The following is a 23,493-nucleotide window of genomic DNA, read 5'->3' as shown; positions in this document are numbered from 1 at the left end:
ATAATAAACCCGCTTATTATAAGCGGGTTTATAAAAAACAAAATATTTCGCTCAATCCCTCAAAAAACGCAGTATATCTGACACCACAAAGCTTTTTCTCGCCATAGAAAAAGGAGTAAAATTCCTCCCTTTCCTCACTTTTTACCAATTAATTGGCCTGACGACGCAAAAACGCTGGTATTTCTAACTGGTCTTCTTCACTTATAAAATTACGCTGATCTTGCGGCACAGGAGGGTGTAAGGCACCAGAACGACGTGGAACATAAACAGACGCATCCTGAGACAATGCCTGAGAACTTTTATTATAAACACGCGCTTCTTGCTGCTGAGAAGATCTCACAGCAGGCTCTAGCCGAGCTTCTGGCTCTACTTCCTCACGATGTGTTAAACTCTGTTTCAAACGCTGCCAAAGATTACGAGGACCTTGGCTAGCTGCAGATGACCTCACACGTTGGTCATGAACAACAGGGGGAAAATCCTTTAACTCAGGCATACGCATAGGTGAACGTACTTGCATCTGTTGTACCTGCTTGTCTTTCTGTTTCACAACTTCTGTCATCTCATCAAGAACATGCGCCGTTGCCTCCATGCTTACTGGTGCAATCATAGATTGCGGAGAACCACGGCCAACTTGCATCCGTGGCGCATTTGACGTCTGCCCATGAACAGCACTTGCTCCATAAGGAGTAGCATTCGCATTTCGTGCAACAACAGCATCTGCAGGCTGTGCAAAAATTTGACTTTTAGGACGGAACTGTTCTCCAGCTGATTTGCCGTTTTCTATTTCAAGTGCTTCTATCACTTCTACCATTGACTCAGAACGTAAGGGAGGTGACTGAACATGCAAAGAAGTCTGCGGCATAGCAGGATCGCTCTTGCGCATGGAAGGTGCAGGTTTTTGAAATTGAGTATGAGAGGGTTGAACAATCTCACTGACCTCACGATCAATACCCGTCGCCACCACAGATACACGAATAACACCCTCTAATGACTCATCATCAATAGCCCCAAAGATAACATTCGCATCCGCATCTACTTCTTCACGAATACGATTAGCAGCTTCATCTACTTCAAAGAGAGTCATATCACGACCACCAGTAATGGAAATGAGTAAACCACGCGCACCACGCATAGAAGTATCATCCAACAATGGATTTGCAATAGCGGCTTCAGCAGCAGCCAAAGCACGCCCATCACCAGATGCCTCACCAGTTCCCATCATCGCACGCCCCATTTCATGCATAACAGAACGAACATCTGCAAAATCAAGATTAATGAGCCCTTCTTTAATCATCAAATCCGTAATGGAAGCAACACCAGAATAAAGCACTTGGTCAGCCATAGCAAAAGCATCAGCAAATGTTGTTTTTTCATCTGCAATACGAAAAAGATTCTGATTAGGAATAACAATCAATGTATCGACAGACTTTTGTAATTCTTCAATACCAGCCTCTGCCGTTTTCATACGGCGTGCACCTTCAAACTGAAATGGCTTTGTCACAACACCAACGGTCAAAATACCTTTTTCACGTGCCGCACGAGCCACAACAGGAGCCGCCCCAGTTCCGGTACCTCCCCCCATACCAGCAGTAATAAAGACCATATGGGAATCTGCTAGATGGTCGATAATTTCATCAATACATTCATCTGCAGCCGCTTGTCCCACTTCTGGCAAAGCACCAGCACCTAAACCTTCTGTAACTGCTGCACCAAGCTGGATAACACGTTCAGCCTTTGACATAGCCAAAGCCTGTGCATCTGTATTTGCCACAACAAAATCAACTCCCTGAAGACCAGCATTAATCATATTATTCACGGCATTCCCGCCACCACCGCCAACACCAAAAACGGTAATGCGTGGCTTCAATTCCGCGATATCTGGCCGATGCAGATTAATCGTCATTTTCTTTTCCTTCTCATAAGACACCGCAAGCTAAAGCGATGAAATTCAATTTTACCTCTATAGACTTAACTAAAAACTCTCACGCAACCACTGACCAACACGCTGAAAATACCCACGCGTGCCCATCGATAAATGATTCACTGCACCCTGCATTGTTTTTTCTTCAAACCCCACCAATTGCGGATAAATCAACAATCCAACAGCAGATGTAAACGCCGCCCCTTTTGCAAGAGAAGGAAGCCTCGAGATACCTAAAGGCCGCCCTATACGAACATTTCTTCCTAAGATACGCCGTGCCATCTCTGGCAATCCTGTTAACTGGCTTGCCCCCCCAGTCAAAATAACACGCTTACCAATAATGTGACAAAAACCAGAACGATTTAAACAATCACGTACCATCTCTAAGATTTCTTCAACACGTGCACGAATGATACGACCAAGAACAGCACGAGGATATTGCGTTTCACGATGGCCATTCCCAATCTCTGCTACATTAATCATATGCCGCTCATCAGCACTTGTCTGAAGTGCTGAACCGTAGACCACCTTTAAACGTTCTGCCTCTGTAAGTGACATAGAAAATCCACGCGCAATATCAAGCGTTACATGATGCCCACCAACTGCAAGTGCATCGGCATGAACAAATTTTCCTTCAAAAAACACCGAAAATGTTGTTGTCCCACCACCAAAATCAATACATGCCGCCCCTAAATGCGCCTCATCATTCATCAAAACAGCAAGACCACTTGCAAAGGGGGTTGCAACCATTGCTTCAACACTCAAATGTGCACGATTAATGCAAGTTTCTAAATTACGCAAAGACGCTGTTTCTGCTGTCAACACATGCACATCCACCCCAAACGACTCCCCTGCCATTCCAATAGGATCAGAAATTCCTTTATCTCCATCCAATACATAAGAGACTGGAATGGAATGCATGACATGACGTTCTGCATCAAAAGCTTTGCGAGAAACATCTGAAAATGCCATACGCACATCACGGCGTGTTATTTCACGGCCATTCAAACGCACCATGCCATTAATAAGAGTGCTTTGTAATCGGCTTGAGGAAAAGTTTACAATCACCGAATCCACCACTAAACCAGCCATTTTTTCTGCCGCGTCAACAGCCAAGCGTATTGATTGCTCTGCTTCAAGCATATCCATCACAACACCGGATTTGATGCCGCGTGAGCGCTGCACCCCAAAGCCTAAAATCTCGATAGAATGTGTACGACCATGTAAATAATGCGTATGTTTCAAAGGACGCAAACAAGCAATAAAACAAACAATCTTACTTGAGCCGACATCGAGAACCGTTAAAAAACGTGGTTTACGTCCCCCCATATGATGTGATCCAAGTAGCATCATAGGCTTCCTGCCTTTCGTGCTTTTAAAATGCGTTCTTCTTCTGCCACAACAGCCGCACGACGCTCTAACGCCTCATCCGACAAAGAAACTGTAATACGATCAGAAAGACGCAAATCAAGACTTAGAATATCGCGAGAAAAAAGATCTTGTGCTATCTCTGTCTTAAGAAGAGAAGAAAGCCTTTCAAGTGCACCCTTTTCAGGTAACATAATGCGCACGCCATTATCCAAGACCAGATCCCAACGCCGTTCACCTACACGCACAAAAGCACGAGCACGACTGTACAACTGCGGATATACCGAAAGCTCTTGAAGGAACATTTTGGCAGCATTTTGCGCACCCTGCCCAACTACAAGAGGCAAACCCTGAACAATCCCTCCTTTAAAGGGTAAAATAACACGACCTGTATCATCAATAATATCCATCACACCATCATGTTGCCAAATGGCATAGGGTTCACGCTCCACAACCGAAATACGCACTCTGTTGGGATAAATTTTTTGAATATTAGCTGATTGAACCCAAGCTTGCTGCTCTAAAAGAAAACGTGCTCTATCAACATCAAAAGTGAATATAGACGCAGCAGTATCAAGTCCTAAAATTTTTAAAACTTCCTGTTTTACTAAGCGCTTATTACCATTTATATCGACATCAGCAATCACAAAACCAGTATCAGCTACTACAGCCTTCACAATCATTCCCATATGACCACTTGATGAAAGTCCATAAAGCACTGTAAAAAAGAAAAACAATAAAACTGCAAAAGAACCAAAATGGCGAGGGACATGAATACCGGCTATAAACTCAAACATCAACCGGAGCACACGACGATAAAGACGTGGCAAAACTGACACGAACAGCACCTCCATCGAAACATCTGTTTTATTAACATTCAACGCATACACGACGCGTCCTCCACCATCCACTGAACAATATCGCCATAAGTACGACCACTCGCTTTTGCAATATCAGGGAAAAGAGACGTTGATGTCATACCGGGCTGGGTATTAATTTCAAGCCAAACCAATTCTCCCGTTTCCTCATTAAAACGAAAATCAGAACGGCTAACACCTCGACAACCGATCGCCTGATGCGCAGCTAATGACATTCTTTGCACCTTTTGGTAAATATTTGATGAAAGTGGTGCAGGACAAATGTGAAGAGAGCCACCAGTTTTATATTTCGAGTCATAATTATAGAATTGAAAGTGCTGATCAGGGAGAATTTCACAAACATCCAGCGCCTCATTTCCTAAAACAGCACAAGTAAGCTCACGACCAGGAATGTATTTTTCAACGATCACCTCATCCGTATAAACCCATTCAGTTCCCACAATATTATGAGGCGGGGCAGATTCATTTTCTTTGACAATCACAACACCAAAACTAGAGCCTTCACACACAGGCTTAATCACATAAGGAGGCTCCATGGGATGCGTTCGCCCAACAGCAAAGCGGTTCATAACACAAGAAGGCGCAACAGAAACTCCAACGCTTGCAACAATAATTTTTGCACGCCCCTTATCCATCGCCAATGCTGATGCCATCACTCCAGAATGGGTATAAGGAATTTTCAAATATTCAAGAATACCCTGAATACGACCATCTTCACCAAAGGGACCATGCAATGCATTGAAGGCAATATCGGGCTGCAACTGCTCAAGAACAGAAGCAATATGTCCATCGACATCCACGCGACTTACACGATATCCCTGAGCTTCAAGAATATCAGCACAAGCAGTACCTGAAGACAAACTTACAGACCGTTCAGAGGAGAATCCCCCCATTAATACAGCTATATGTTCATCTTTCATAACAACTCACCCTCCTCTGCCTACTATATATAGACTACATAAAAACCACTCACACCACATACAGAAAATACTAAGATTTATCCTTGCGAATCAATAACCTAGCATTTTTCATAATGAATCAGACTCAGGCGCAAGACGCAAGAGCTTCTCTGTTAATTTATTGATTCTTAATGGAATTTTTTTATTATCTCTTTGAAATGACTCAATTTTTTATTGTAGTTTTTTTACTGCACCCAATAACTCAATGGGACTGCTCAAAAGAGAGAACATGACGACCTTGTTCAAATTGACCAACACGCCATATTTCCCACTGCAATAGGTGAGACGAGTGAGCAAAAACACGAGCACGCACTTTTTCACCCAATGCTTCAAGATCATAGCCTGTTGCCTGTCCCGTATTAATCATAAAATTACAGTGCATTTCGCTCATTTGAGCACCACCAACCCGTAAACCACGGCATCCCGCTTCATCAATAACGCGCCACGCAGACGTACCTTCAGGATTTCGGAAAGTTGAACCACCTGTTTTTTCACGAACAGGCTGTACTGTTTCTCGATGAAGTACAACCTCATCCATAGCGGCACGAATATCGTCTTTATTTCCTCGCTGACCTTCCAATAAAGCGGCAGTAAAAATAAAGTCTTCAGGAACATTACAATGGCGATAGGAATACTGCATATCCTCCAAACTCAAGATATGACGCCGTCCTTTACGATCAAAGGCATAAACCTCAACAACACGTGCTGCTGTCTCAATACCATTAGCCCCTGCATTCATTTTGAGTGCTCCTCCAAGACCTCCAGGAATACCATGATAAAAATGAAAACCTGCAATCTCAGCTTCTAAAGCCGCTGCTGCTAAATGTTTATCTGCCGTAGCAGCGCCAACAAAAAAACGCGTTGGAGAAACTTGCTGCACTTGGCCAAAACCTTTAGCCGAAAGACGAATAACAACACCGGGAATTCCCCCATCACGCACCAAAAGATTAGAACCAATACCCACAATCGTTACAGGAACAGATTCAGGAAGATTTTGAAGGAAAAGAGCTAAATCTGCTTCATCAGCAGGCTGATAAAAAAGTTCTGCTCGTCCACCAGTGCGAAACCACGTCACTTTACGCATCTCGACATTAGGCGTAAGTTTGCCTTTTATTCCACCCAACATCGGTTGTAATCGCGCCAACAGCGCTTCTCCATCAATGAGCTGAAAATTTATCATTGTTATCAAGTACCGCCAATTGATGAGGCAACGCATAAGCCCACTGTGTGATATTGCCTGCACCAAGAAAAACAACATAATCCCCCGAGCGAGCAAATGTAGAAACAATCGAAATGGCATCCTCTAAACCATGAATCAAGCGCACATCGCGATGACCCGCCATTTGAATATGTTCAACCAATTCTCTAGCACCAAAACCAGCGATAGGCTCCTCACCGGCCGCATAAACAGGTGCAATCAACACTGTATCTGCATCATTAAAACAAGCAGCAAAATCATCAAATAAATGATACAATCGTGAATAACGATGTGGTTGCGCAATCGCAATCACACGCCCTTTTGTACTCTCACGCGCTGCACATAAAACAGCCTTTATTTCAACAGGATGGTGCCCATAATCATCAAATATTTCAATACCACGCCAACTTCCTGTTTGCGTAAAACGCCGTTTTACTCCACCAAATTCTGCTAAGCCTTTTTTTATAGTTTCATTTGAAATGCCAAGTTCATGAGCAATAGCAATCGCTGCTGTTGCATTAGAAACATTGTGCTGCCCAGACATTGGCAAAATCAAATTTTTCAACTCAGTCTTTCTACCTGTTTTGCGCGAACGAATAAGAACATCAAAATGCGTTTTTTGACCATCCATTGAAAGATTAAGAAAACGAACATCTGCCTGTGGATTTGCACCATATGTAATCACCCAACGATCATCAATACGACTAGCCAACGACTGAACCTCTGGATGGTCAAGACACAAAACAGCAAAACCATAAAAAGGAACATTCTCTACAAATTGCCAAAAAGCCTGACGCACCGCATCAAAATTCCCGTAATGATCCAAATGCTCCGCATCAATATTCGTAACAACAGCAATATCAGCAGGCAACTTTAAAAATGTACCATCACTTTCATCGGCCTCAACGACCATCCAATCCCCTTCTCCCATACGTGTATTCGTACCATAAGCATTGATAATACCGCCATTAATTACAACTGGATCCAAATGACCAGCGACAAGAAGTGCGGCTACCATTGATGTGGTAGTTGTTTTACCATGCGTACCACCAACAGCAATAGCCCGACGAAATCGCATGAGCTCGGCTAGCATTTCCGCACGTCTTACAAGTGGCAAATGTCTTTCTTTCGCCGCAATATATTCAAGATTTGTTTTTTTTACAGCAGTAGAAAAAACAACAACCTCTGCCTCTCCTAAATTTTCAGCACGATGACCTATATGAACGGGAATTCCTTTTCCCCGTAAACGTTCAACATTTGCACTCTCAACTTGATCTGATCCTTGAACTTTATAGCCAAAATTATGAAAAACCTCAGCAATTCCGCTCATGCCAATACCACCAATTCCGATAAAATGGATAACGCCTATATTAAGTGGCATTTTCATCAAAAAACTCCTTTTTTATATCTGACAATGATTGCCCCGCAATCAACGCTTCAGCCATATTAGCAAGGCGAGTGGTTGCATAAGGTTGTCCAACTTTTTTTGCAGCAAGCGCTTGTTTTTCCAATACATGCGGTGCACAACAGGCTTCTGTTAAGAGAGAGGCCAGTTGTTGCGCAGTTAAATCTTTTTCCGATACAATTTGAGCAGCTCCCACATGTGCAAGCAGTGCTGCATTTTCTGCCTGATCATGATCTAAAGCATGAGGATATGGGATAAGCAAAGCGGGCCGACCAATCACAGCTATTTCACAAACGGATGACGCACCAGCACGTGACAAAATAAAATGAGACTGTGCCATACGTTCAGCCATATCATCAAAAAAAGAGGCAATCTCTGCTTGCACACCCATCGCCTGATAGATTTTTATTAATTCTCCAACCTCACCCCGAACTTGTTGGACAATCCGTAAGCGTTTACGGTTTTTATCATCCAACAAAGCAATTGCTTCTGGAACAATTCGTGAAAAAAAAGAAGCCCCTTGGCTACCACCAAAAATTAAGAAATGAAATGGCTTTTCACCAGTTGAAGAATGATAAGGAATTTCTGCTGCTTTAAGAACAGCCTCACGCACAGGATTGCCCGTAAGAAGTATTTTATGCGCATAAGTATGATTTGGTGACAACAAACCACCCGCTATGGCGCGCACAAAAGCAGCCAACATGCGATTGGCACGTCCCATAACGGCATTTTGCTCATGAATAAATGTTACACGCCTCATTAAGACAGCCACAACAAGAGGAGGAAAGGTAGGATATCCTCCAAACCCACCAACAAGAACAGGCCGCAATTTATAAAACAATGCCAATGATTGCCCCATTCCTTTTAACAAAGCCCAACATGTTTTTATGAGTGCGAAAGGATGACGCCGCGTAAATGTTGCTGATGATAGTATATGCGTATGCTCCTCATCAAAACAGCGAACAAAACATCGAGCTCGTTCATCTGTTGCCAAATGGACATCATATCCACGTTGTCTTAATTCCACAGCAAGTGCTTCAGCAGGAAAAAGATGCCCACCTGTACCACCAGCCACCAAAACAATAACTTTTTTACGAGTCATAAGTGCCATCCAAAACAGAAGAAGAGGAAAAAGCTGATAGGCGTGCTTCTGGCCAACGGCGTGTTAAACTCAGCAAAATGCCCATTGAAAATGCAATCGCCAACATAGATGAACCACCATAAGAAATAAACGGCAATGTCATACCTTTTGGAGGGATTAAATGAAGATTAACTGCCATATTAATGGCCGATTGAAAACCAATCATCATCGCTATGCCAGTAATACCAAGACGTATAAATGAGTCACGCGTATTTAATGCTATATACAATGAACGCATAACAATAAAGCCAAAAAGCATCATGATGAAAAGACAAAGAATAATACCATATTCTTCAGCAGCAACGGAAAACACAAAATCTGTATGGCTATCAGGAATGATACGTTTCACGGTTCCTTCTCCTGGTCCTTTCCCAAACCAACCACCATTCAAAATAGCATCACGTCCTACATCCACTTGAAAAGTATCGCCTTCGCCTGTCAAAAAGCTGTTGATACGTTCGCGAACATGGTGAAGAAAAAGATATGCGAAAACAATTCCCACAATGCCTAAAACAATAAACAAGAAAATAATGGTGAGAGGCACACCAGCAACAAAAAACAAACCGCCCCATGTTGCGCTTATTAAAAGTGTTTGACCAATATCAGGCTGTAGAACAAGAAGCACACAGCAAAAAGCATAAAGTGCAGTAGCTAATGTGTAGCCGGGAATACCTCTCCCCCGTATCTGTTCCGAAAAAAGCCAAGCAGACATCACCACAAAAGCTGGCTTCATGAATTCTGAAGCTTGTACAGAAAAACCAAAGAGAGGAATCCACCGCCGCGCTCCCTTTAATTCTGGACCAACAAACAAGGTCGCAACCATAAGAACAAGCGTTACAATGAGCAAAAGAGCACATAAACGGCGAATATTACGAAGCGAAAAAAAAGAAATAGTAACCATCGTAAAAAACGCTGGAATACTAAAAATGATATGCCACCTAACGAAATAAAAACTATCAGTAATTCCGATTTTTTTTGCAATAGTGGGGCTTGCTGCAAAAGACAACATAATGCCAATCCCCATTAAAATCAAACAAGCCGCAAAGATAGAGCGATCAATCGTCCACCACCAATTAGCAATTGGGTCTCTATCTGCACGCGTAACCATTATATCCACCTTATTTTTTTCATAATTCGACTCAAAGTGATATGGTTCCTGTCTTTTTTAGCAAAACACTTTAAAAACTGAATTACACAAAAAAAGATTCCGGAGTCTTAACGTAAAAATATTTTTTTAATTTATGTGTCCTTTAACTGCATAACAAAAGAAACAAACGCTTCTCCACGCATTTCATAATTTTTAAATTGATCATAACTTGCACAAGCGGGTGAAAAGAGAACCGCAACCTCTTTCGCCTTGCAACACATGGCATCAGCAGCAGCTTCGCGCACCGCATTTTCCAAAGTTAAGCTCATCGAAAAAGGAAAAGCAGATCCAATAACGCTGGCAAATTCTTCTGCCGCCGTCCCAATCAAATAAGCTTTTCGAATTTTATGAAAAAAGCCTCTCAAAGAATGAATTCCACCTTCCTTTGCCTGTCCTCCAACAATCCAAAAAATATCATGAAAAGCAGAAAGTGCAGGAGCTGATGCATCTGCATTTGTAGCCTTGCTATCATTGATAAACAAAACCGCTCCCATTTTACGCACTTGTTGCATACGATGAGCCAATCCTTTATAATTTGCTAAATATTTTTCTATCTGTGGATCCGTTATTCCTAAAGTCTGCAATGCTGCTAACGCCATAAGAGCATTTTGTACGTTGTGACGACCGCGCAATGCAGTCATATGAGCAAGATCTGCAAGCATATGACGCTGTCCATGACGAACAGCAAAGAGTTTCGTCCCATCTGCATAAAAACCATTTTCAACAAAGTGTTCTTTGGAAATTGCTTCAACTTTATGATTTTCATGAAGCAATTGATGATACAAAGCTTTGCAAGCGACATCATCAACTGAAATCAAAGCATGAGAAGCCTTAGCAACTAAATGCCGTTTGGCTTGTATATAAAGATCAAAACTACCATGGCGATCAATATGATCCGGAGTCACATTCAATAAAAGTCCAACAGTTGGCTGTAAAGAGGGGGTGAGATCAATTTGAAATGATGAACATTCAATCACATAAATACGTTTTTTAACAAATGGTTTAAGCGTTAATATTGCAGTCCCAATATTTCCGCCCATCTGCACATCATAGCCCATTTGTTCTAACAAATGAGTAAGCAAAGCTGTCGTTGTTGATTTCCCATTCGTGCCGGTAATAGCAATGAACGGGACATTATGATCGCAAAAACCATAATGCTGTAAAAAATGATTACGTGCACGAACAAATAATTCAATGTCACCGATAATTTCTATATCTTTTTGACGTGCTTTCTCAACAACCCAATGAGGCTTAGGATAAGTTAAAGGAACTCCAGGAGCTAAAATCAATGCAACAAATTCTGACCAATCCGCATAACGAAGATCTCTCGTTGGAATATTTTGCCGAAAAGCAGCTTGTATACCTGAAGGATTATCATCCCACGCAACCACTTCTGCACCGCCCTTGATCAGAGCTTGCGCAGCAGCTAATCCTGATTGCCCTAAACCAAATAAAGCAACTTTTTGACCCTTATAACACGCAACTGAAATCAAAGTTTTACCGCAACTTAAGTGTTGAAAGACCGATGAGAGCGAGAACAATTGAAATAATCCAAAAGCGTATTACAATTTGACTTTCAGTCCACCCTTTTTTCTCAAAATGATGATGTATTGGCGCCATAAGAAATACACGCTTTTTGGTTAATTTGAAATAACCAACTTGAATAACAACTGAAAACCCTTCTAGGACAAAAAGCCCACCAATAAGAGCCAAAACAATTTCATGCTTGGTTGCGACAGCAACAATACCCAAAAGCCCACCAAGAGCCAACGAACCAGTATCCCCCATAAAAATAGCTGCAGGTGGCGCATTAAACCATAAAAAACCAAGCCCCGCACCAACAACAGCACCCAATAAAACAGCCAACTCACCCGTTCCTGACACATACCGAATTTGGAGATAATCCGCAAAATTGATATTACCAGAAAGGTAAGAAATCAGAGCAAAAGACAAAGCTGCAACCATCACAGGAACAATAGCAAGCCCATCAAGACCATCCGTTAAATTCACCGCATTACCAGTTGCGACTACGACAAAAGCAGAAAAAGGAATGAAAAACCAGCTCAAATTAATAAAATACTCTTTCACAAAGGGCAAAGCCAATCCAGAAGAGCCAACTTGTAAGAGAATAAAAGCAGCAATCGCTGCAACAAAAAACTCTAAGCTCAACCGTGCTTTCCCAGAAAATCCTTTGTGTGTTTGTTTTGTCACCTTAAGATAATCATCATAAAAACCAACTGCCCCAAAGGAAAGCATAACGAAGAGAGATACCCAAAAATAAAGATTTGATAAATTACACCACAAAAGTGCAGATACCACAGTGCCCGTTAAAATCATCAATCCGCCCATGGTAGGTGTTCCGGCCTTCTTAAAATGTGTTTGAGGGCCATCAGCGCGAATGGGCTGCCCTTTTCCCTGCCTCAATTTAAGAGAAGCAATAATGCTAGGACCAAATAAAAACACAATGAGCCCTGATGTAAGCATAGCGGCGACAGTGCGAAAAGTAATATAACGAAAAACATTGACACCTGGAAGCCAATCACTAAACAAAGAAAGAAACAGCATCATAGTACAAAAAAACCTCTTAAAATTAGAGAGAAACCATTTTATAGCGATCAAGCAGTGCAGTCACAATATCTGATGAATAAAGACTATGGGATGATTTAATCATAAGCAGATCTCCATTAGAAATTTCTGCTAAAATAAGTGGTAAAATCTTTTCAATATTTTCAGCATAATGAACTTTAACGTACGCGGACAGATCAGTGGCTAAAAACTTCATTGCCTCACCAAATAAAAAAACCAGATCAGCACCAGAACGATACACGGGCTTTACTAAATCACGATGGAGTTTTTCACTATAAGCTCCTAACTCCAACATATCTCCTAAAATAGCAATTCGCCTTCCCCCTTCCCCTACTGGTCCTGTAGCAAGCAAATCAAGAGCAGCACGCATAGAAGCGGGATTAGCATTATAGCTTTCATCAATTAAATGAAATTCGCCCCCACTTGGCAAAGATAATCGATAACGAACACCACGCCCCTTTTGAAGAGAAAAACGTCCCAAGGAAAGAAAAATATGCTCTAAATCAACGCCTATAGCATCACAAACGGCAAGAACACCTAAACTATTTTGGAGAATATGGCGTCCGGGAGCACCAATCTTAATCACCCTATCTTGTCCAGAAATATGGACACGCATAGAAGAATAATCTGTTAAAAGACGTATATCCCTCGCTTGATAATCAGCATTTTCAGTCTCACCAAAGCTTAAGATCTTTTTCACACCACATTGCTTTGCCTTTTGAACTAAATAAGAAAAAAAATCATGATCCGCATTTAAAACAGCAATGCCTTCCTCATCTAGCCCTTCAAAAATTTCAGCTTTTGCATCTGCAATTTCCTCAAGATTTTTGAAGAAACCCATATGCCCTGCAGAAATATGCGTAATAAGAACAACATGCGGATGAACCAACTTAACAAGAGGACGAATTTCATCTTTATGATTCATACCAATTTCAAAGATACCATAATCACTCTCCATAGGCATTCGTGCCAAAGTAAGCGGCACTCCCCAGTGATTATTCAAAGAAGCAAGATTCGCATGAACCTTTCCAACAGTTGCAAGCACTTGCTTGAGAGCTTCTTTTGTCGTTGTTTTTCCAACAGAACCTGTTATCGCTATAATCTTAGCTCTTGAACGCTTGCGTGCAGCTTGCGCAAGTTGTTCTAAGGCTTGTAAAACATCAGGGACAACAAGCAGTGGAGCGGATATTTTTTCCATATCAGACAAACGACTTTCTGCAACAACAAGAACGCCTGCACCTCGTGCATAAGCTTGCGCAGCAAAATCATGACCATCAAGATGATGCCCTTTAATACAGAAAAAAATATCACCTTTTGTAAGAGTACGACTATCAATAGAAACCCCAGAAAAACTTTCTGGTATGTTTCCAACCACAAAGCCATCAATTGCAGAAACAAGCGCTTGTTTATCCCATAAAGCTGTCATCTATTGCGCTCCTGCAAAGCTTCAATTGCTTTCACACGATCTGAAAAAGGTGTTGTTTTTTGCCCTATAATCTGACCATTCTCATGTCCTTTTCCAGCAATAATTAACGTATCCCCTGCTTTTAGAAGCCCAACCGCATAACGAATAGCTTCACCACGATCTGCTATTTCTATTGCTCTTGGGACTGCTTGTAAAATATCCTTGCGGATTTTTTCTGGTATTTCCGTGCGCGGATTATCATCAGTTACAATAACAATATCAGCCTTCTGTTCTGCAATTTTTCCCATCAAAGGTCTTTTTCCTTGATCACGATCACCCCCGCAACCAAAAACAAGGATTAAACGCCCTTGCGTAAAGGGGCGAACAGAAAGCAATACCTGCTCTAAAGCTTCTGGTTTATGCGCATAATCTATATAAACAGGCGCATTATTTTCTGTCTTTCCAACCAATTCTAATCGCCCAGGAGCTCCCTGCAAAATTTCCAGTGAACGAAAAACCTTCTCAGGAGAAGCACCTGTTACAATTGCTAATCCCGCTGCCATAAGCGCATTGGCTACCTGAAAATCTCCAGCTAAAGGCAAATCAAATGTATAAATATTATTTTCCATACGACATTCAACACGCTGCTTCGAACGCTGATGCTCAACACGATTAATAGTAATAAATTGCCCTTTCCGTCCAATTGTTAAAACACGACGGCCTGCTTTTGTAACTTGATCAATAACCTTTTGTGAATAAACATCATCTGCAAAAATCAGAGCCGGCGCATCTTGTGGCAAAACTGTATCAAACAACCGCATCTTAGCACGTAAATAATCCTCTACGCTTGTGTGATAATCCATATGATCACGCCCTAAATTGGTAAAGGCTGCCGCTGCTAAATGGACCCCATCCAATCGACTTTGATCAAGACCATGCGAAGATGCTTCAAGAGCTACATGTGTAATACCTTCATTGGAAACTTCATAAAGAAGGCGCTGCAAGACGACTGGATCAGGTGTTGTCAAAGAGCCAGAATCATTCCTGTGAGGAGAAATAACGCCTACTGTCCCTATGCTGGCGGCACAAAATCCAACATGAGTCCAAATTTGCCGAGTAAAAGAGACAACAGAGGTTTTTCCACTTGTTCCTGTCACAGCAACTACAGTTTCAGGTTGAGAACCATAAAAACGTGCAGCTGCCATCGCTAAACTATGACGAACATCACCAACACGTAAAATTGGAACAGATAAATTCTCAAAAACAACAGGGCAATCCGTAACGATTGCTCGTGCACCACGCTTTAGTGCATCATCTATATAGTGTTTGCCATCACCTTGGTTTCCTTGCACAGCTACAAAAACATATCCTGGCAAAACTTGCCGAGAATCTGCACTTATTCCTGTTATTTCCATTGAAGAAAGATTTTCATCTTCAATACATTCTGGAAAAACTGTTCCAAACAACATGATAACACACCTTTATATTAATTTGACTGTTGTTTCACAAATCTCGAACTGTTCTCTGTGCTCAAAAGAGGTTCGTATTCTTTTTCAAAATCTGGTTTTATTCCCAAAAAACTAGCTGAACGGCGAATAATATTAGCAAGCATCGGCCCTGCATTCATTGCTGCTGTTGCTGAGCGCTGTCCATCTTCAGGCTGAGGTTCATCGATAATTGTTAAAACAACATAAGCAGGATTTTCAATAGGAAAAGCAGCAAGAAAACTATTGAAATTTTTTGTTTTAGAATATTTCCCATTTTCAACTTTTTCAGCTGTCCCCGTCTTACCACCAACTCGATACCCCTCCACTTTTGCATTACGCCCAGAGCCAATATCGCTATTTAACTTATAAAGATAACGCATATTTTGACTTGTTTTGGGTTTTAAAACCTGTTTTGCATATTTTAAAGCTTCTACCCGTGTACGTTTCAAAAAGGTGGGTTCAATCAACCACCCATCATTCATTAAAGCAGCAGCTCCTACTGCCGTTTGCAAAGGTGTTGTTGCCATCCCATGTCCAAAAGCAATCGTCATAGAATGAATATCTTTCCAATGACGAGGCACAACAGGGTGAGCAACTTCAGGCAATTCTGTTTTCAATCGATCAAGTAAACCAAGTCGTCTCAAAAAATCACGATGTCCATCAATCCCTACAGCCAACGCCTCCTTAGCAGAACCAATGTTAGAGGAATAAATAAAAACTTCCCAAAGTGCTAAAGGACGATTTTTTCCATGAAAATCACGGATAAAATAATTCTGTCCTGCTTGAAGAGGCTGTGAAGCATCAATGACACTCTTTAAATGAAAAAGTCCTGAATCAAGCGCCATCGCAGTTGTAAAACTTTTAATGATAGAACCCATTTCAAAAGTTCCAGCGGTCATCCGATTGAGGCGATCACTTTTCAAAGCTTCAACAGGATTTCCAGGATCAAAATCTGGTAGTGATGCCAAAGCCAAAACCTCACCAGTGTGGATATTTAAAATAACAGCTCCCGCAGCAAGCGCTTTATAACGTTTCATTGCCTTCGTAAGTTCATCATGCACAATAGTCTGAATACGCACATCAATCGAAAGCTGAACTGGCTTTAATGCTTCTTCAGTTGCAAGACCAGCAGCACGCAAAGCACTCAAGCCAGCATCATCAATATATTTTTCCATCCCCGCTATACCCTGATTATCAACATTAACCATGCCGAGAATATGCGAAAACACCGATCCACTTGGATAAAAACGACGAATTTCAGTACGAAAACCAATCCCTGGAATACCAAGAGCCATAATTTGCGCCTTTTGCGTTGGTGTTAAGCCACGTTGAATCCAAGAAAAACTAGATTTTTTTTTGAGACGTTTATAAGTTTCCTGCCAATTAAGATCGGGTAAAACTGTTGAGAGCAATTCAATTGTTTCATCTACATCAAGAATGCGTCGTGGTTCCGCAAAAAGCGAATAAGTTTGAATATCCGTTGCCAATAAACGTTTATTACGATCAATAATATCGGGGCGCGCAGTTAACTGAAGAACATTTGGCCCTTTTGCTTCTTCAATCTGCCCACCTTCCAGCCCATAAGAAATAAGACAAGCCCCCATAACACCATATAAAATAAGGAAACAGAGCAAAGAAAAAAGCAAGCGCGCACGACTAGAATAAGAACGACGAACAGGAAAGTTATGTGCATCCAACGGAGTCTTTAAGCGTTTTTTCTTCTGGAAAAATGGAAAGTACGATTTCATTACCGCACGCCTTTTTGAACAACGCCGTTTACCTGAGAAGCACGATTATTTGCTAAAATATCCTTACTTTCCTCCAAGATATTTTGTTTAATGACTTCTTCAATTTGATCATGGTCACGTACCGGAATATCCTTCAACTCTACGATTTGTCGCGGCTGTATGGTCTCTAAACCAAGCTCTTTTTGATAACGTTTTGCAAGTTTTTGCATGCGTGAAGGTTCTATCATCACAGCCCATTCAGCATGAAGCAAATTCACCGTATTTTTTTCTGCAGCAATTTCATGTTCAAGACGACGAATTTCGCTCATCCGTTTTTGAACATCATATTTTACCTTATAAGTGAGACCTGCCATACAAATCATAATCATCACTAAAATCATATCAAATGTACGAAAAACTGTCATTTCTTGCTACCTTCAAAACGAGCAATCTCTGCCATGCCAAATAATTTCATATCTGTGCTGAGACACTCTGCCTTTGTGCGTACACCAATACGCAACCGTGCAGAACGTGAACGAGGATTTTGCTGCAACTCCTCTTCATTTGCAGTTATACCACCTTTAAATAAAGGAAAAAATGTTGCTGGAGCCGTCTCTATTTCAGGAAGATAACGCGATCTCACACGCTCCCCCGAACGAGCAGAAAAAAATCTTTTGACCATACGATCTTCAAGAGAATGAAAACTTACAACACCTAAACGCCCTCCTGCTTTTAAAACACGTTCAGCAGCAAATAAGCCACGCGCAAGTTCACCAATTTCATCATTAACATAAATGCGAAGAGCCTGAAAAACACGTGTTGCAGGGTGAATGCGATCTCCGCTTTTACGACCCACCAACGCTTCAATAGCGTGAGCAAGATCACCTGTACGTAAAAAAGGCTGAACGCAGCGACGCTTTTCAATCATCCGTGCAATTCGACCCGCATGGCGTTCTTCTCCTAATATTTTAAAGATTCGAGCTAAATCATTCACTTTTAAACGATTAACAACATCTCCGGCAGTAAAACCAGTCTGCGCCATTCGCATATCTAATGGACCATCTTTTTGAAAAGAAAAGCCCCTCTCAGCTTCATCAAGTTGCATTGAAGAGACACCTATATCCAAAATAACAGCATCTACCTTTTCTTCAATAACGCGATCCAACTGTGAAAATTCCATTTGCACCAAACGAAGTCGTGGAAAATATTCATCAACAAGCGATTGCCCTTCGCTAATAGCATGAGGATCACGATCAAGAGCAATAACCTCTGCTCCTGCATCTAACAGAGCACGTGTATAACCACCAGCACCAAAGGTGCCATCAATCACTCTTGCTCCAACCAATGGCATAAGCCCAGCTAAAACGGGCTGTAACAACACTGGAATATGGCGTTCAGCTTTATGAATCTGTTTTGTCAAAATAATCCGTCTTGATTTATGCTTTTTCAAATCAACAGCCATCAAAGGCAATTGATGTCAGAATAACCAAAACTTTAACTCTCATATCTATCACAATGAAAGCGAAAGTTAACTTGATGCACATCCTAATACATTATACTTAAAGAAATGTTATAGTTGTAAAAAATACCCTTCATTTGAGTGTACTTCGAAAATACACTCTCCATAGAAAAACCATAACAATATGAATAAAGAGAATTTTCATAAAATATCAGTCGGCCTATAAGCCGGGTTCTGTATGGTAAAGCTTACACTCTCCATGGCAACCATTCATCTGGGACGGATGTTACCATCCGCCTCGTGCAACCTACCCGAATGACTCGCCCGGAAACCGGCTGCAAGTTAAATCTTGCGCGTCATTTCTATTTGGTCTTGCTCCCGGTGGGGTTTACCTTGCCACATTCATTACTGAATGCGCGGTGGGCTCTTACCCCACCCTTTCACCCTTACCTATAAAAATAGGCGGTTTGCTTTCTGTGGCACTTTCCCTAGGGTCGCCCCCGCCGGGTGTTACCCGGCACCGTTTTTCCGTGGAGCCCGGACTTTCCTCACTTGCTACCTTTAAATATGAAACAAGCGCGGCTGCCCAGCCGACTGACACATCCTTTATAAAACATTTTTTCTCAAGTGAAAATAGCACCTTCAAGATATTTTAAAACAAACTCATCCTCTTTAAGGCACTTTTTATTTTAATGAAGCCAAATAAGTTTTTACCTTTGAGCAATATTTTGCTGAAATGGAATTCATTTTTTTTGCCCCATGACCTGCATTATATTTAAGGATCGTACCACACGTATTCCCACCACTTAGTGTATATGCCCGCGCCAAATAACGCATACCATATTCAAGATTGGTTGCAGGATCATAAAGATCTTGAACAGAACCATTAAAACCCAATCCTCGCGCAGTAGATGGTTTAATTTGCATCAAGCCTATTTCGCCAGCTGCCCCCTTTATGCGAGCCTTATAATTACTCTCAATTCTTACAACAGCATGCGCTAAATTAACAGGAACATTATACTTATTTGCAAATTTCTGAATAAGAAATTCATAAGGACGAGCAGGAGTCTTAGAAGCAGGATTCACTGAGCTTTTATTTGAACCAGCGACATTTAAGCCCGTATGAGTCCAACTTGTGTCAAACACAAAAAATACAGCAAATGCTGTATTTAAAAGGATTTTCAAAAATTGCATTCTCTTTCTCTTCATTCAGACATTTTCAAATCCTAGCCGCAACAAAACCTTGCGGACGCATTCTACAGAAAAAGAAAGCTAAAGAGCGGCTTGAAAATGAAAATATTAAGACAATTTCAAGATGTTTTTTTTGTAACAGAAGAAAGTTACTCAACTTACTTATTATATTTTTCTATATCTCATAAAATATCGAAAAATAAAGAAACTATAATGAAAGCTTTAACATGCTAAAAAAGATAATATACTCTGAAAATTACTGATATAACTACAACACACTCAACTTTTAGCAACCAAAAACAGTATTTAAAATACCTCTACTATTTTTTTACATACGATTATTAAAATCTCTTGTGAGATCAATTCCATAACTGCAAAAGGCAACATAAACTAGAATGTCTTCACCAAGGTCTCTCGATACCAGAAAAGTACTACCAAGAATAAAAACCGCTATCAATACTTCCCATTGGCTGATAAATACTGGCTAAAAAAGCCCTCTGCTAAACAAGCTATCCACTAAAATCCACATTATGTACGGAAAGCTCAAAAATACGCATAAAAAATTAATTTTTGGCCTTATAACAAAACTTAATAATTATGTCTATCTATTTTTAGAAAATTCTATAAAGAGGCAAGATAGGAAATCTCAAAACTGCCTGAATAAAAATTCACATCACTCATTTTCATTCAAATATTTTGCCCCCAGCTATGATTTCATTAAGCTTGCGCATTTCTCGATCTTTAAGATTTATACAATTCATAAAGATCTTATCATAAAGATCTTAAAATCCGCAGAAAAAAAGAAAACTCAAGGAATTTACCATTTTCTATCCCTCTATAACATCAAAAAAGCATGCGGTATAATCCTCCTGCATTCTTCTCAAAACTCCATGAAGAGATAAAAACACCCTTAAGATCACAACAAAAGCATATTTTTTTAAAAAGAAAGAGTTAAAAATAAGCATCCGCAATGGAGGGATGCAAAATTGCTTTTGATAGAACCATGACAACAGTTTCACCCAACTTACGAGCCTGTTCATTGCTCTGACCATTTGCAGATGCAACAGAAATCACATCACGACGGACTTCCTCAATCAACTTCTTCTGTTGCTCAGGATCAAGCTTAGAGAGTTGTATGATAATATCTGGAAAAAATATTGCCAATCTCTCTAGAAGCATTTCCTCTGTAACATCAACCTCGTGAGAAGGAAAAGAGCGCTCCAATAACAACTGATAAACTGTAATATTTCGAGAAGCAAAAAGACTGGCTATAAAAATAAAAAATATAAATAAGCCGAAAAGGACACGACGCCAGCAAAACCCCATTATCTCTTACCTAAGCTTCTCAGCATGTAAAGCCCCTTTTCTTACAGAACCAAACAAACTTTTTATAGAGGCCAATGCTCTTATGAGAGTAAAACCGTAATACTACCAACCATCCCCCTCTACACTCTATGCCATACAACAATAGGCGCCTACACTTCACTTTTATAAGACTTCACCAAGCTCCACCTATAGAGCCTGACTGAGGAAATCCTCAGTCAGGCCAGACAATCTAAGGGATCCACGCGGGGGGGGGGAGGAGGTTCCCTGATCGTCTTCTTACATCAACTATTAAGATAGCTGATGCAATATCTTTGCTATGGAATAAAATATTTTAAACAACAAGAAATTCTTATCATCTTCTAGGCAAAAAAAGACAAAAAAATTATAAATCGTTTAAAAATGGAAAAATTTAGGCAAAAAATATTCAAAATGATCCAATTTGAAGCAATTTTATTCCAGGAATCATTAATACGAATCTACGGTTATCATCATTTTCATATTTTCCAGAAACTCCAGTTTGTATAAACTCCCCTTATAAAGAGCATAAAAACTGTAATAACTTGTTCCAAAACTCTCTCCGTAAAAATCTCAATAATAAACCTTGTAGCCCTTTTAAGTTTATATAAAAATTAAAACTTAAGTCTTTTCGAACGTAGTTTATTCGGAATCATTCATCATGAAGGATTAAAAGAATGACAGATTATTTTATTACCAGTAACAAATTCCAACACATATTAAATGACTGCCCTCACAGCCTCAGCTCTACAAAAATACCTTTAGCTATCCCCTTACAAACCCATAGATCAAAGTATCATTAATCCCATGCAAAAAACACAATGTGCATAAAAAGCGATAACTTTTCAGAGACTTAACAAAACCCCACTCTCGCGCCTTTAATTAAGAAAAGTCAAAGAATACAACACGTTAAAATATGATTATGCAAACTGTACTTTTTTATCTTTGAGATCATCTACCAATAAACGTTGATCACGCGCAAGCCAAAGCTTAACCATTGGCCCCTCCTTCTTTTCATTTTGCATAGGAGCAAGACAAACTGTTTGTTCCAGAATAAGCCCCGCATTTTTAAGCCATTGTTCTATTTGTGAATCTAAAAGTTTAAGATGTCTATGGGCGTGGTCAGAATATGAAAACTCAACTTCATGGTAAACAAAATCTACAATCAGCAAACGTCCCTGAGGACGCAAAACATGCGCAACCTTATGAAGAGCCATCTTAGGATTCTCAAGACAATGTAAAACCCAATGAAGAATGACCAAATCAAAAGTTGTATCTCCAACAGATAAATGCAAAATATCATCATCCAACGCAACTTCAACTGCACGTGTATAAAGACCTGAAAACAATTTTAAGAGAGAACTTGGATTGGTACCGATACCCATCATTGTTTCAAATGGTTTATCGCCAATGATTTTAAGTAAGGCATTTTCTACAATGTGATTTGCAATATAGGATAATCGGAATGCTTCCCACTGCGCTGTTTTTTTAAAAAAATACTGTCTCCTAATTGTTCGGCGCTGTTTTTTAACATCTACCAAACGTGCTAAATCACGCGCTAACATTGCATCATGCTTTGGCAAAGCTGAAAGAACAGCCAACACAATGTCTTTACCAAAACAGCTGGAATAAAACTTAAAATAAGTCCGTTCTCTTTTTTGATAACGTGCAATCAATCCTGCTTCATATAATAAATGTAAATGCCGTGATACATGCGATTGCGATTGACCAAGGATAAAAATAAAATCAGAAATTGTTAGATCATCCTGACATAAGAGCGCAAGGATACGTAAACAACTTATCTCCGCCATCGTTTTCAACAATATAATCAGTGCATCCAAGCTTACTGGTTTTCTCATCACTATTCTCTCAGAAAAGCATTTATTTTCTACGAAAGAAAATGAAGAAGAAGGCATAGAGTTGCATCACTTCTGTTCATATTTTTTTCTGTTCTATAAAAAACGGACAATTTCTAAAAAACGAACAGCATCTCTCGCTACTATCCCCACACAAACAGCGAAGTTACTTGCATTATAACCTACCAGCTGCATATAAAAACTTACGTCCCTCTATTACAATCTGATGCGTAACAGATTTTCATCTACGCCACCAGCATATAAAACATAACGACGCATTGCGTGAAGGATATCATTAGGATTTCACACTGTGATTCTTATCTTGAAGTGACAAAAAACCTTACAATACGATAGATGCTCTCTTTTTTGAAAAACAAAAACTCTAGACAGCATCACCATTTTTTCAATGAATTTTAAAAAAGAT

18 protein-coding genes and 1 other RNA gene are annotated in these 23,493 nt (G+C 40.4%); all 19 read right to left on the bottom strand.

Features of this window, described 5'->3' with window-relative positions; all coding sequences use genetic code 11:
• Positions 1-148: 148 nt before the first annotated feature.
• The 19 genes from ftsZ to ME1_RS03740 all read right to left on the bottom strand — a co-directional run bounded on the left by ftsZ (position 149) and on the right by ME1_RS03740 (position 23,072).
• Positions 149-1,903 (bottom strand): cell division protein FtsZ, encoded by a 1,755-nt coding sequence (gene ftsZ / locus ME1_RS03835; protein WP_004863473.1) that lies wholly within the window; start codon positions 1,901-1,903, stop codon positions 149-151.
• A 69-nt stretch (positions 1,904-1,972) separates the two neighbouring features.
• Complete coding sequence (ftsA, locus tag ME1_RS03830) at positions 1,973-3,274, bottom strand: cell division protein FtsA (protein ID WP_004863470.1); 1,302 nt, start codon at positions 3,272-3,274, stop codon at positions 1,973-1,975.
• Positions 3,271-4,179: a cell division protein FtsQ/DivIB gene (locus tag ME1_RS03825; protein WP_004863466.1), complete on the bottom strand. Its 909-nt coding sequence runs from the start codon at positions 4,177-4,179 to the stop codon at positions 3,271-3,273. Before ME1_RS03825 ends, ftsA begins: the two co-directional genes overlap by 4 nt.
• Positions 4,167-5,087 carry a D-alanine--D-alanine ligase gene (locus ME1_RS03820; RefSeq protein ID WP_004863465.1) on the bottom strand — a complete coding sequence of 307 codons (921 nt, stop codon included), beginning with the start codon at positions 5,085-5,087 and terminating at the stop codon, positions 4,167-4,169. Before ME1_RS03820 ends, ME1_RS03825 begins: the two co-directional genes overlap by 13 nt.
• Positions 5,088-5,328: 241 nt before the next feature.
• Positions 5,329-6,306 (bottom strand): UDP-N-acetylmuramate dehydrogenase, encoded by a 978-nt coding sequence (murB, locus tag ME1_RS03815; RefSeq protein ID WP_035011639.1) that lies wholly within the window; start codon positions 6,304-6,306, stop codon positions 5,329-5,331.
• Positions 6,284-7,711: a UDP-N-acetylmuramate--L-alanine ligase gene (gene murC / locus ME1_RS03810; RefSeq protein ID WP_004863459.1), complete on the bottom strand. Its 1,428-nt coding sequence runs from the start codon at positions 7,709-7,711 to the stop codon at positions 6,284-6,286. Before murC ends, murB begins: the two co-directional genes overlap by 23 nt.
• Positions 7,695-8,831, bottom strand: a complete 1,137-nt coding sequence (murG, locus tag ME1_RS03805; RefSeq protein ID WP_004863456.1) for an undecaprenyldiphospho-muramoylpentapeptide beta-N-acetylglucosaminyltransferase — start codon at positions 8,829-8,831, stop codon at positions 7,695-7,697. The genes murC and murG overlap by 17 nt, the downstream gene beginning before the upstream one ends.
• Entirely contained in the window at positions 8,821-9,978 is a 1,158-nt protein-coding gene (locus ME1_RS03800) for an FtsW/RodA/SpoVE family cell cycle protein (RefSeq protein ID WP_004863454.1), read from the bottom strand. Before ME1_RS03800 ends, murG begins: the two co-directional genes overlap by 11 nt.
• A 131-nt stretch (positions 9,979-10,109) precedes the next feature.
• Entirely contained in the window at positions 10,110-11,510 is a 1,401-nt protein-coding gene (murD, locus tag ME1_RS03795) for a UDP-N-acetylmuramoyl-L-alanine--D-glutamate ligase (RefSeq protein ID WP_035009236.1), read from the bottom strand.
• A 4-nt stretch (positions 11,511-11,514) separates the two neighbouring features.
• Positions 11,515-12,585 carry a phospho-N-acetylmuramoyl-pentapeptide-transferase gene (mraY, locus tag ME1_RS03790; protein ID WP_004863447.1) on the bottom strand — a complete coding sequence of 357 codons (1,071 nt, stop codon included), beginning with the start codon at positions 12,583-12,585 and terminating at the stop codon, positions 11,515-11,517.
• 22 nt (positions 12,586-12,607) lie between these two features.
• Positions 12,608-14,029 (bottom strand): UDP-N-acetylmuramoylalanyl-D-glutamyl-2,6-diaminopimelate--D-alanyl-D-alanine ligase, encoded by a 1,422-nt coding sequence (locus ME1_RS03785; RefSeq protein WP_004863444.1) that lies wholly within the window; start codon positions 14,027-14,029, stop codon positions 12,608-12,610.
• The gene (locus tag ME1_RS03780) at positions 14,026-15,477 is read right to left on the bottom strand and encodes a UDP-N-acetylmuramoyl-L-alanyl-D-glutamate--2,6-diaminopimelate ligase (RefSeq protein ID WP_004863442.1); all 1,452 of its coding nucleotides are present in this window, start codon (positions 15,475-15,477) and stop codon (positions 14,026-14,028) included. The genes ME1_RS03785 and ME1_RS03780 overlap by 4 nt, the downstream gene beginning before the upstream one ends.
• Positions 15,478-15,494: 17 nt before the next feature.
• The gene (locus tag ME1_RS03775) at positions 15,495-17,243 is read right to left on the bottom strand and encodes a peptidoglycan D,D-transpeptidase FtsI family protein (RefSeq protein WP_004863439.1); all 1,749 of its coding nucleotides are present in this window, start codon (positions 17,241-17,243) and stop codon (positions 15,495-15,497) included.
• Entirely contained in the window at positions 17,243-17,647 is a 405-nt protein-coding gene (gene ftsL / locus ME1_RS03770) for a cell division protein FtsL (RefSeq protein ID WP_004863436.1), read from the bottom strand. Before ftsL ends, ME1_RS03775 begins: the two co-directional genes overlap by 1 nt.
• Positions 17,644-18,642: a 16S rRNA (cytosine(1402)-N(4))-methyltransferase RsmH gene (gene rsmH, locus ME1_RS03765; protein ID WP_196792802.1), complete on the bottom strand. Its 999-nt coding sequence runs from the start codon at positions 18,640-18,642 to the stop codon at positions 17,644-17,646. Before rsmH ends, ftsL begins: the two co-directional genes overlap by 4 nt.
• A 246-nt stretch (positions 18,643-18,888) precedes the next feature.
• Positions 18,889-19,279, bottom strand: an RNA gene (rnpB, locus tag ME1_RS07710) — RNase P RNA component class A.
• A gap of 86 nt (positions 19,280-19,365) precedes the next feature.
• Entirely contained in the window at positions 19,366-19,875 is a 510-nt protein-coding gene (locus ME1_RS03755; protein ID WP_004863429.1) for a lytic transglycosylase domain-containing protein, read from the bottom strand.
• A 948-nt stretch (positions 19,876-20,823) separates the two neighbouring features.
• Positions 20,824-21,198, bottom strand: coding sequence for a hypothetical protein (locus tag ME1_RS03745; protein WP_004863425.1), 375 nt, complete (start codon positions 21,196-21,198; stop codon positions 20,824-20,826).
• Positions 21,199-22,133: 935 nt separating this feature from the next.
• A complete protein-coding gene (locus tag ME1_RS03740; RefSeq protein ID WP_004863424.1) occupies positions 22,134-23,072 on the bottom strand; it encodes an ArsR/SmtB family transcription factor in 939 nt (312 codons plus the stop codon).
• Positions 23,073-23,493 lie beyond the last annotated feature (421 nt).

The organism is Bartonella vinsonii subsp. arupensis OK-94-513 (assembly GCF_000278235.1).
Classification (GTDB): Bacteria; Pseudomonadota; Alphaproteobacteria; order Rhizobiales; family Rhizobiaceae; genus Bartonella; species Bartonella arupensis.
Note: the sequence above shows the minus strand (reverse complement) of the source record. Positions and strands in the feature narration are given on the sequence as shown.

Excerpts from the sequence above, each read along its gene's own strand:
- ftsZ (WP_004863473.1), bottom strand. The coding sequence starts at position 1,903 with ATGACGATTAATCTGCATCGGCCAGATATCGCGGAATTGAAGCCACGC.
- ftsA (WP_004863470.1), bottom strand. The coding sequence starts at position 3,274 with ATGATGCTACTTGGATCACATCATATGGGGGGACGTAAACCACGTTTT.
- ME1_RS03820 (WP_004863465.1), bottom strand. The coding sequence starts at position 5,087 with ATGAAAGATGAACATATAGCTGTATTAATGGGGGGATTCTCCTCTGAA.
- murB (WP_035011639.1), bottom strand. The coding sequence starts at position 6,306 with ATGATAAATTTTCAGCTCATTGATGGAGAAGCGCTGTTGGCGCGATTA.
- murC (WP_004863459.1), bottom strand. The coding sequence starts at position 7,711 with ATGAAAATGCCACTTAATATAGGCGTTATCCATTTTATCGGAATTGGT.
- murG (WP_004863456.1), bottom strand. The coding sequence starts at position 8,831 with ATGACTCGTAAAAAAGTTATTGTTTTGGTGGCTGGTGGTACAGGTGGG.
- ME1_RS03800 (WP_004863454.1), bottom strand. The coding sequence starts at position 9,978 with ATGGTTACGCGTGCAGATAGAGACCCAATTGCTAATTGGTGGTGGACG.
- mraY (WP_004863447.1), bottom strand. The coding sequence starts at position 12,585 with ATGATGCTGTTTCTTTCTTTGTTTAGTGATTGGCTTCCAGGTGTCAAT.
- ME1_RS03785 (WP_004863444.1), bottom strand. The coding sequence starts at position 14,029 with ATGACAGCTTTATGGGATAAACAAGCGCTTGTTTCTGCAATTGATGGC.
- ME1_RS03780 (WP_004863442.1), bottom strand. The coding sequence starts at position 15,477 with ATGTTGTTTGGAACAGTTTTTCCAGAATGTATTGAAGATGAAAATCTT.
- ME1_RS03775 (WP_004863439.1), bottom strand. The coding sequence starts at position 17,243 with ATGAAATCGTACTTTCCATTTTTCCAGAAGAAAAAACGCTTAAAGACT.
- ftsL (WP_004863436.1), bottom strand. The coding sequence starts at position 17,647 with ATGACAGTTTTTCGTACATTTGATATGATTTTAGTGATGATTATGATT.
- ME1_RS03755 (WP_004863429.1), bottom strand. The coding sequence starts at position 19,875 with ATGCAATTTTTGAAAATCCTTTTAAATACAGCATTTGCTGTATTTTTT.
- ME1_RS03745 (WP_004863425.1), bottom strand. The coding sequence starts at position 21,198 with ATGGGGTTTTGCTGGCGTCGTGTCCTTTTCGGCTTATTTATATTTTTT.
- ME1_RS03740 (WP_004863424.1), bottom strand. The coding sequence starts at position 23,072 with ATGAGAAAACCAGTAAGCTTGGATGCACTGATTATATTGTTGAAAACG.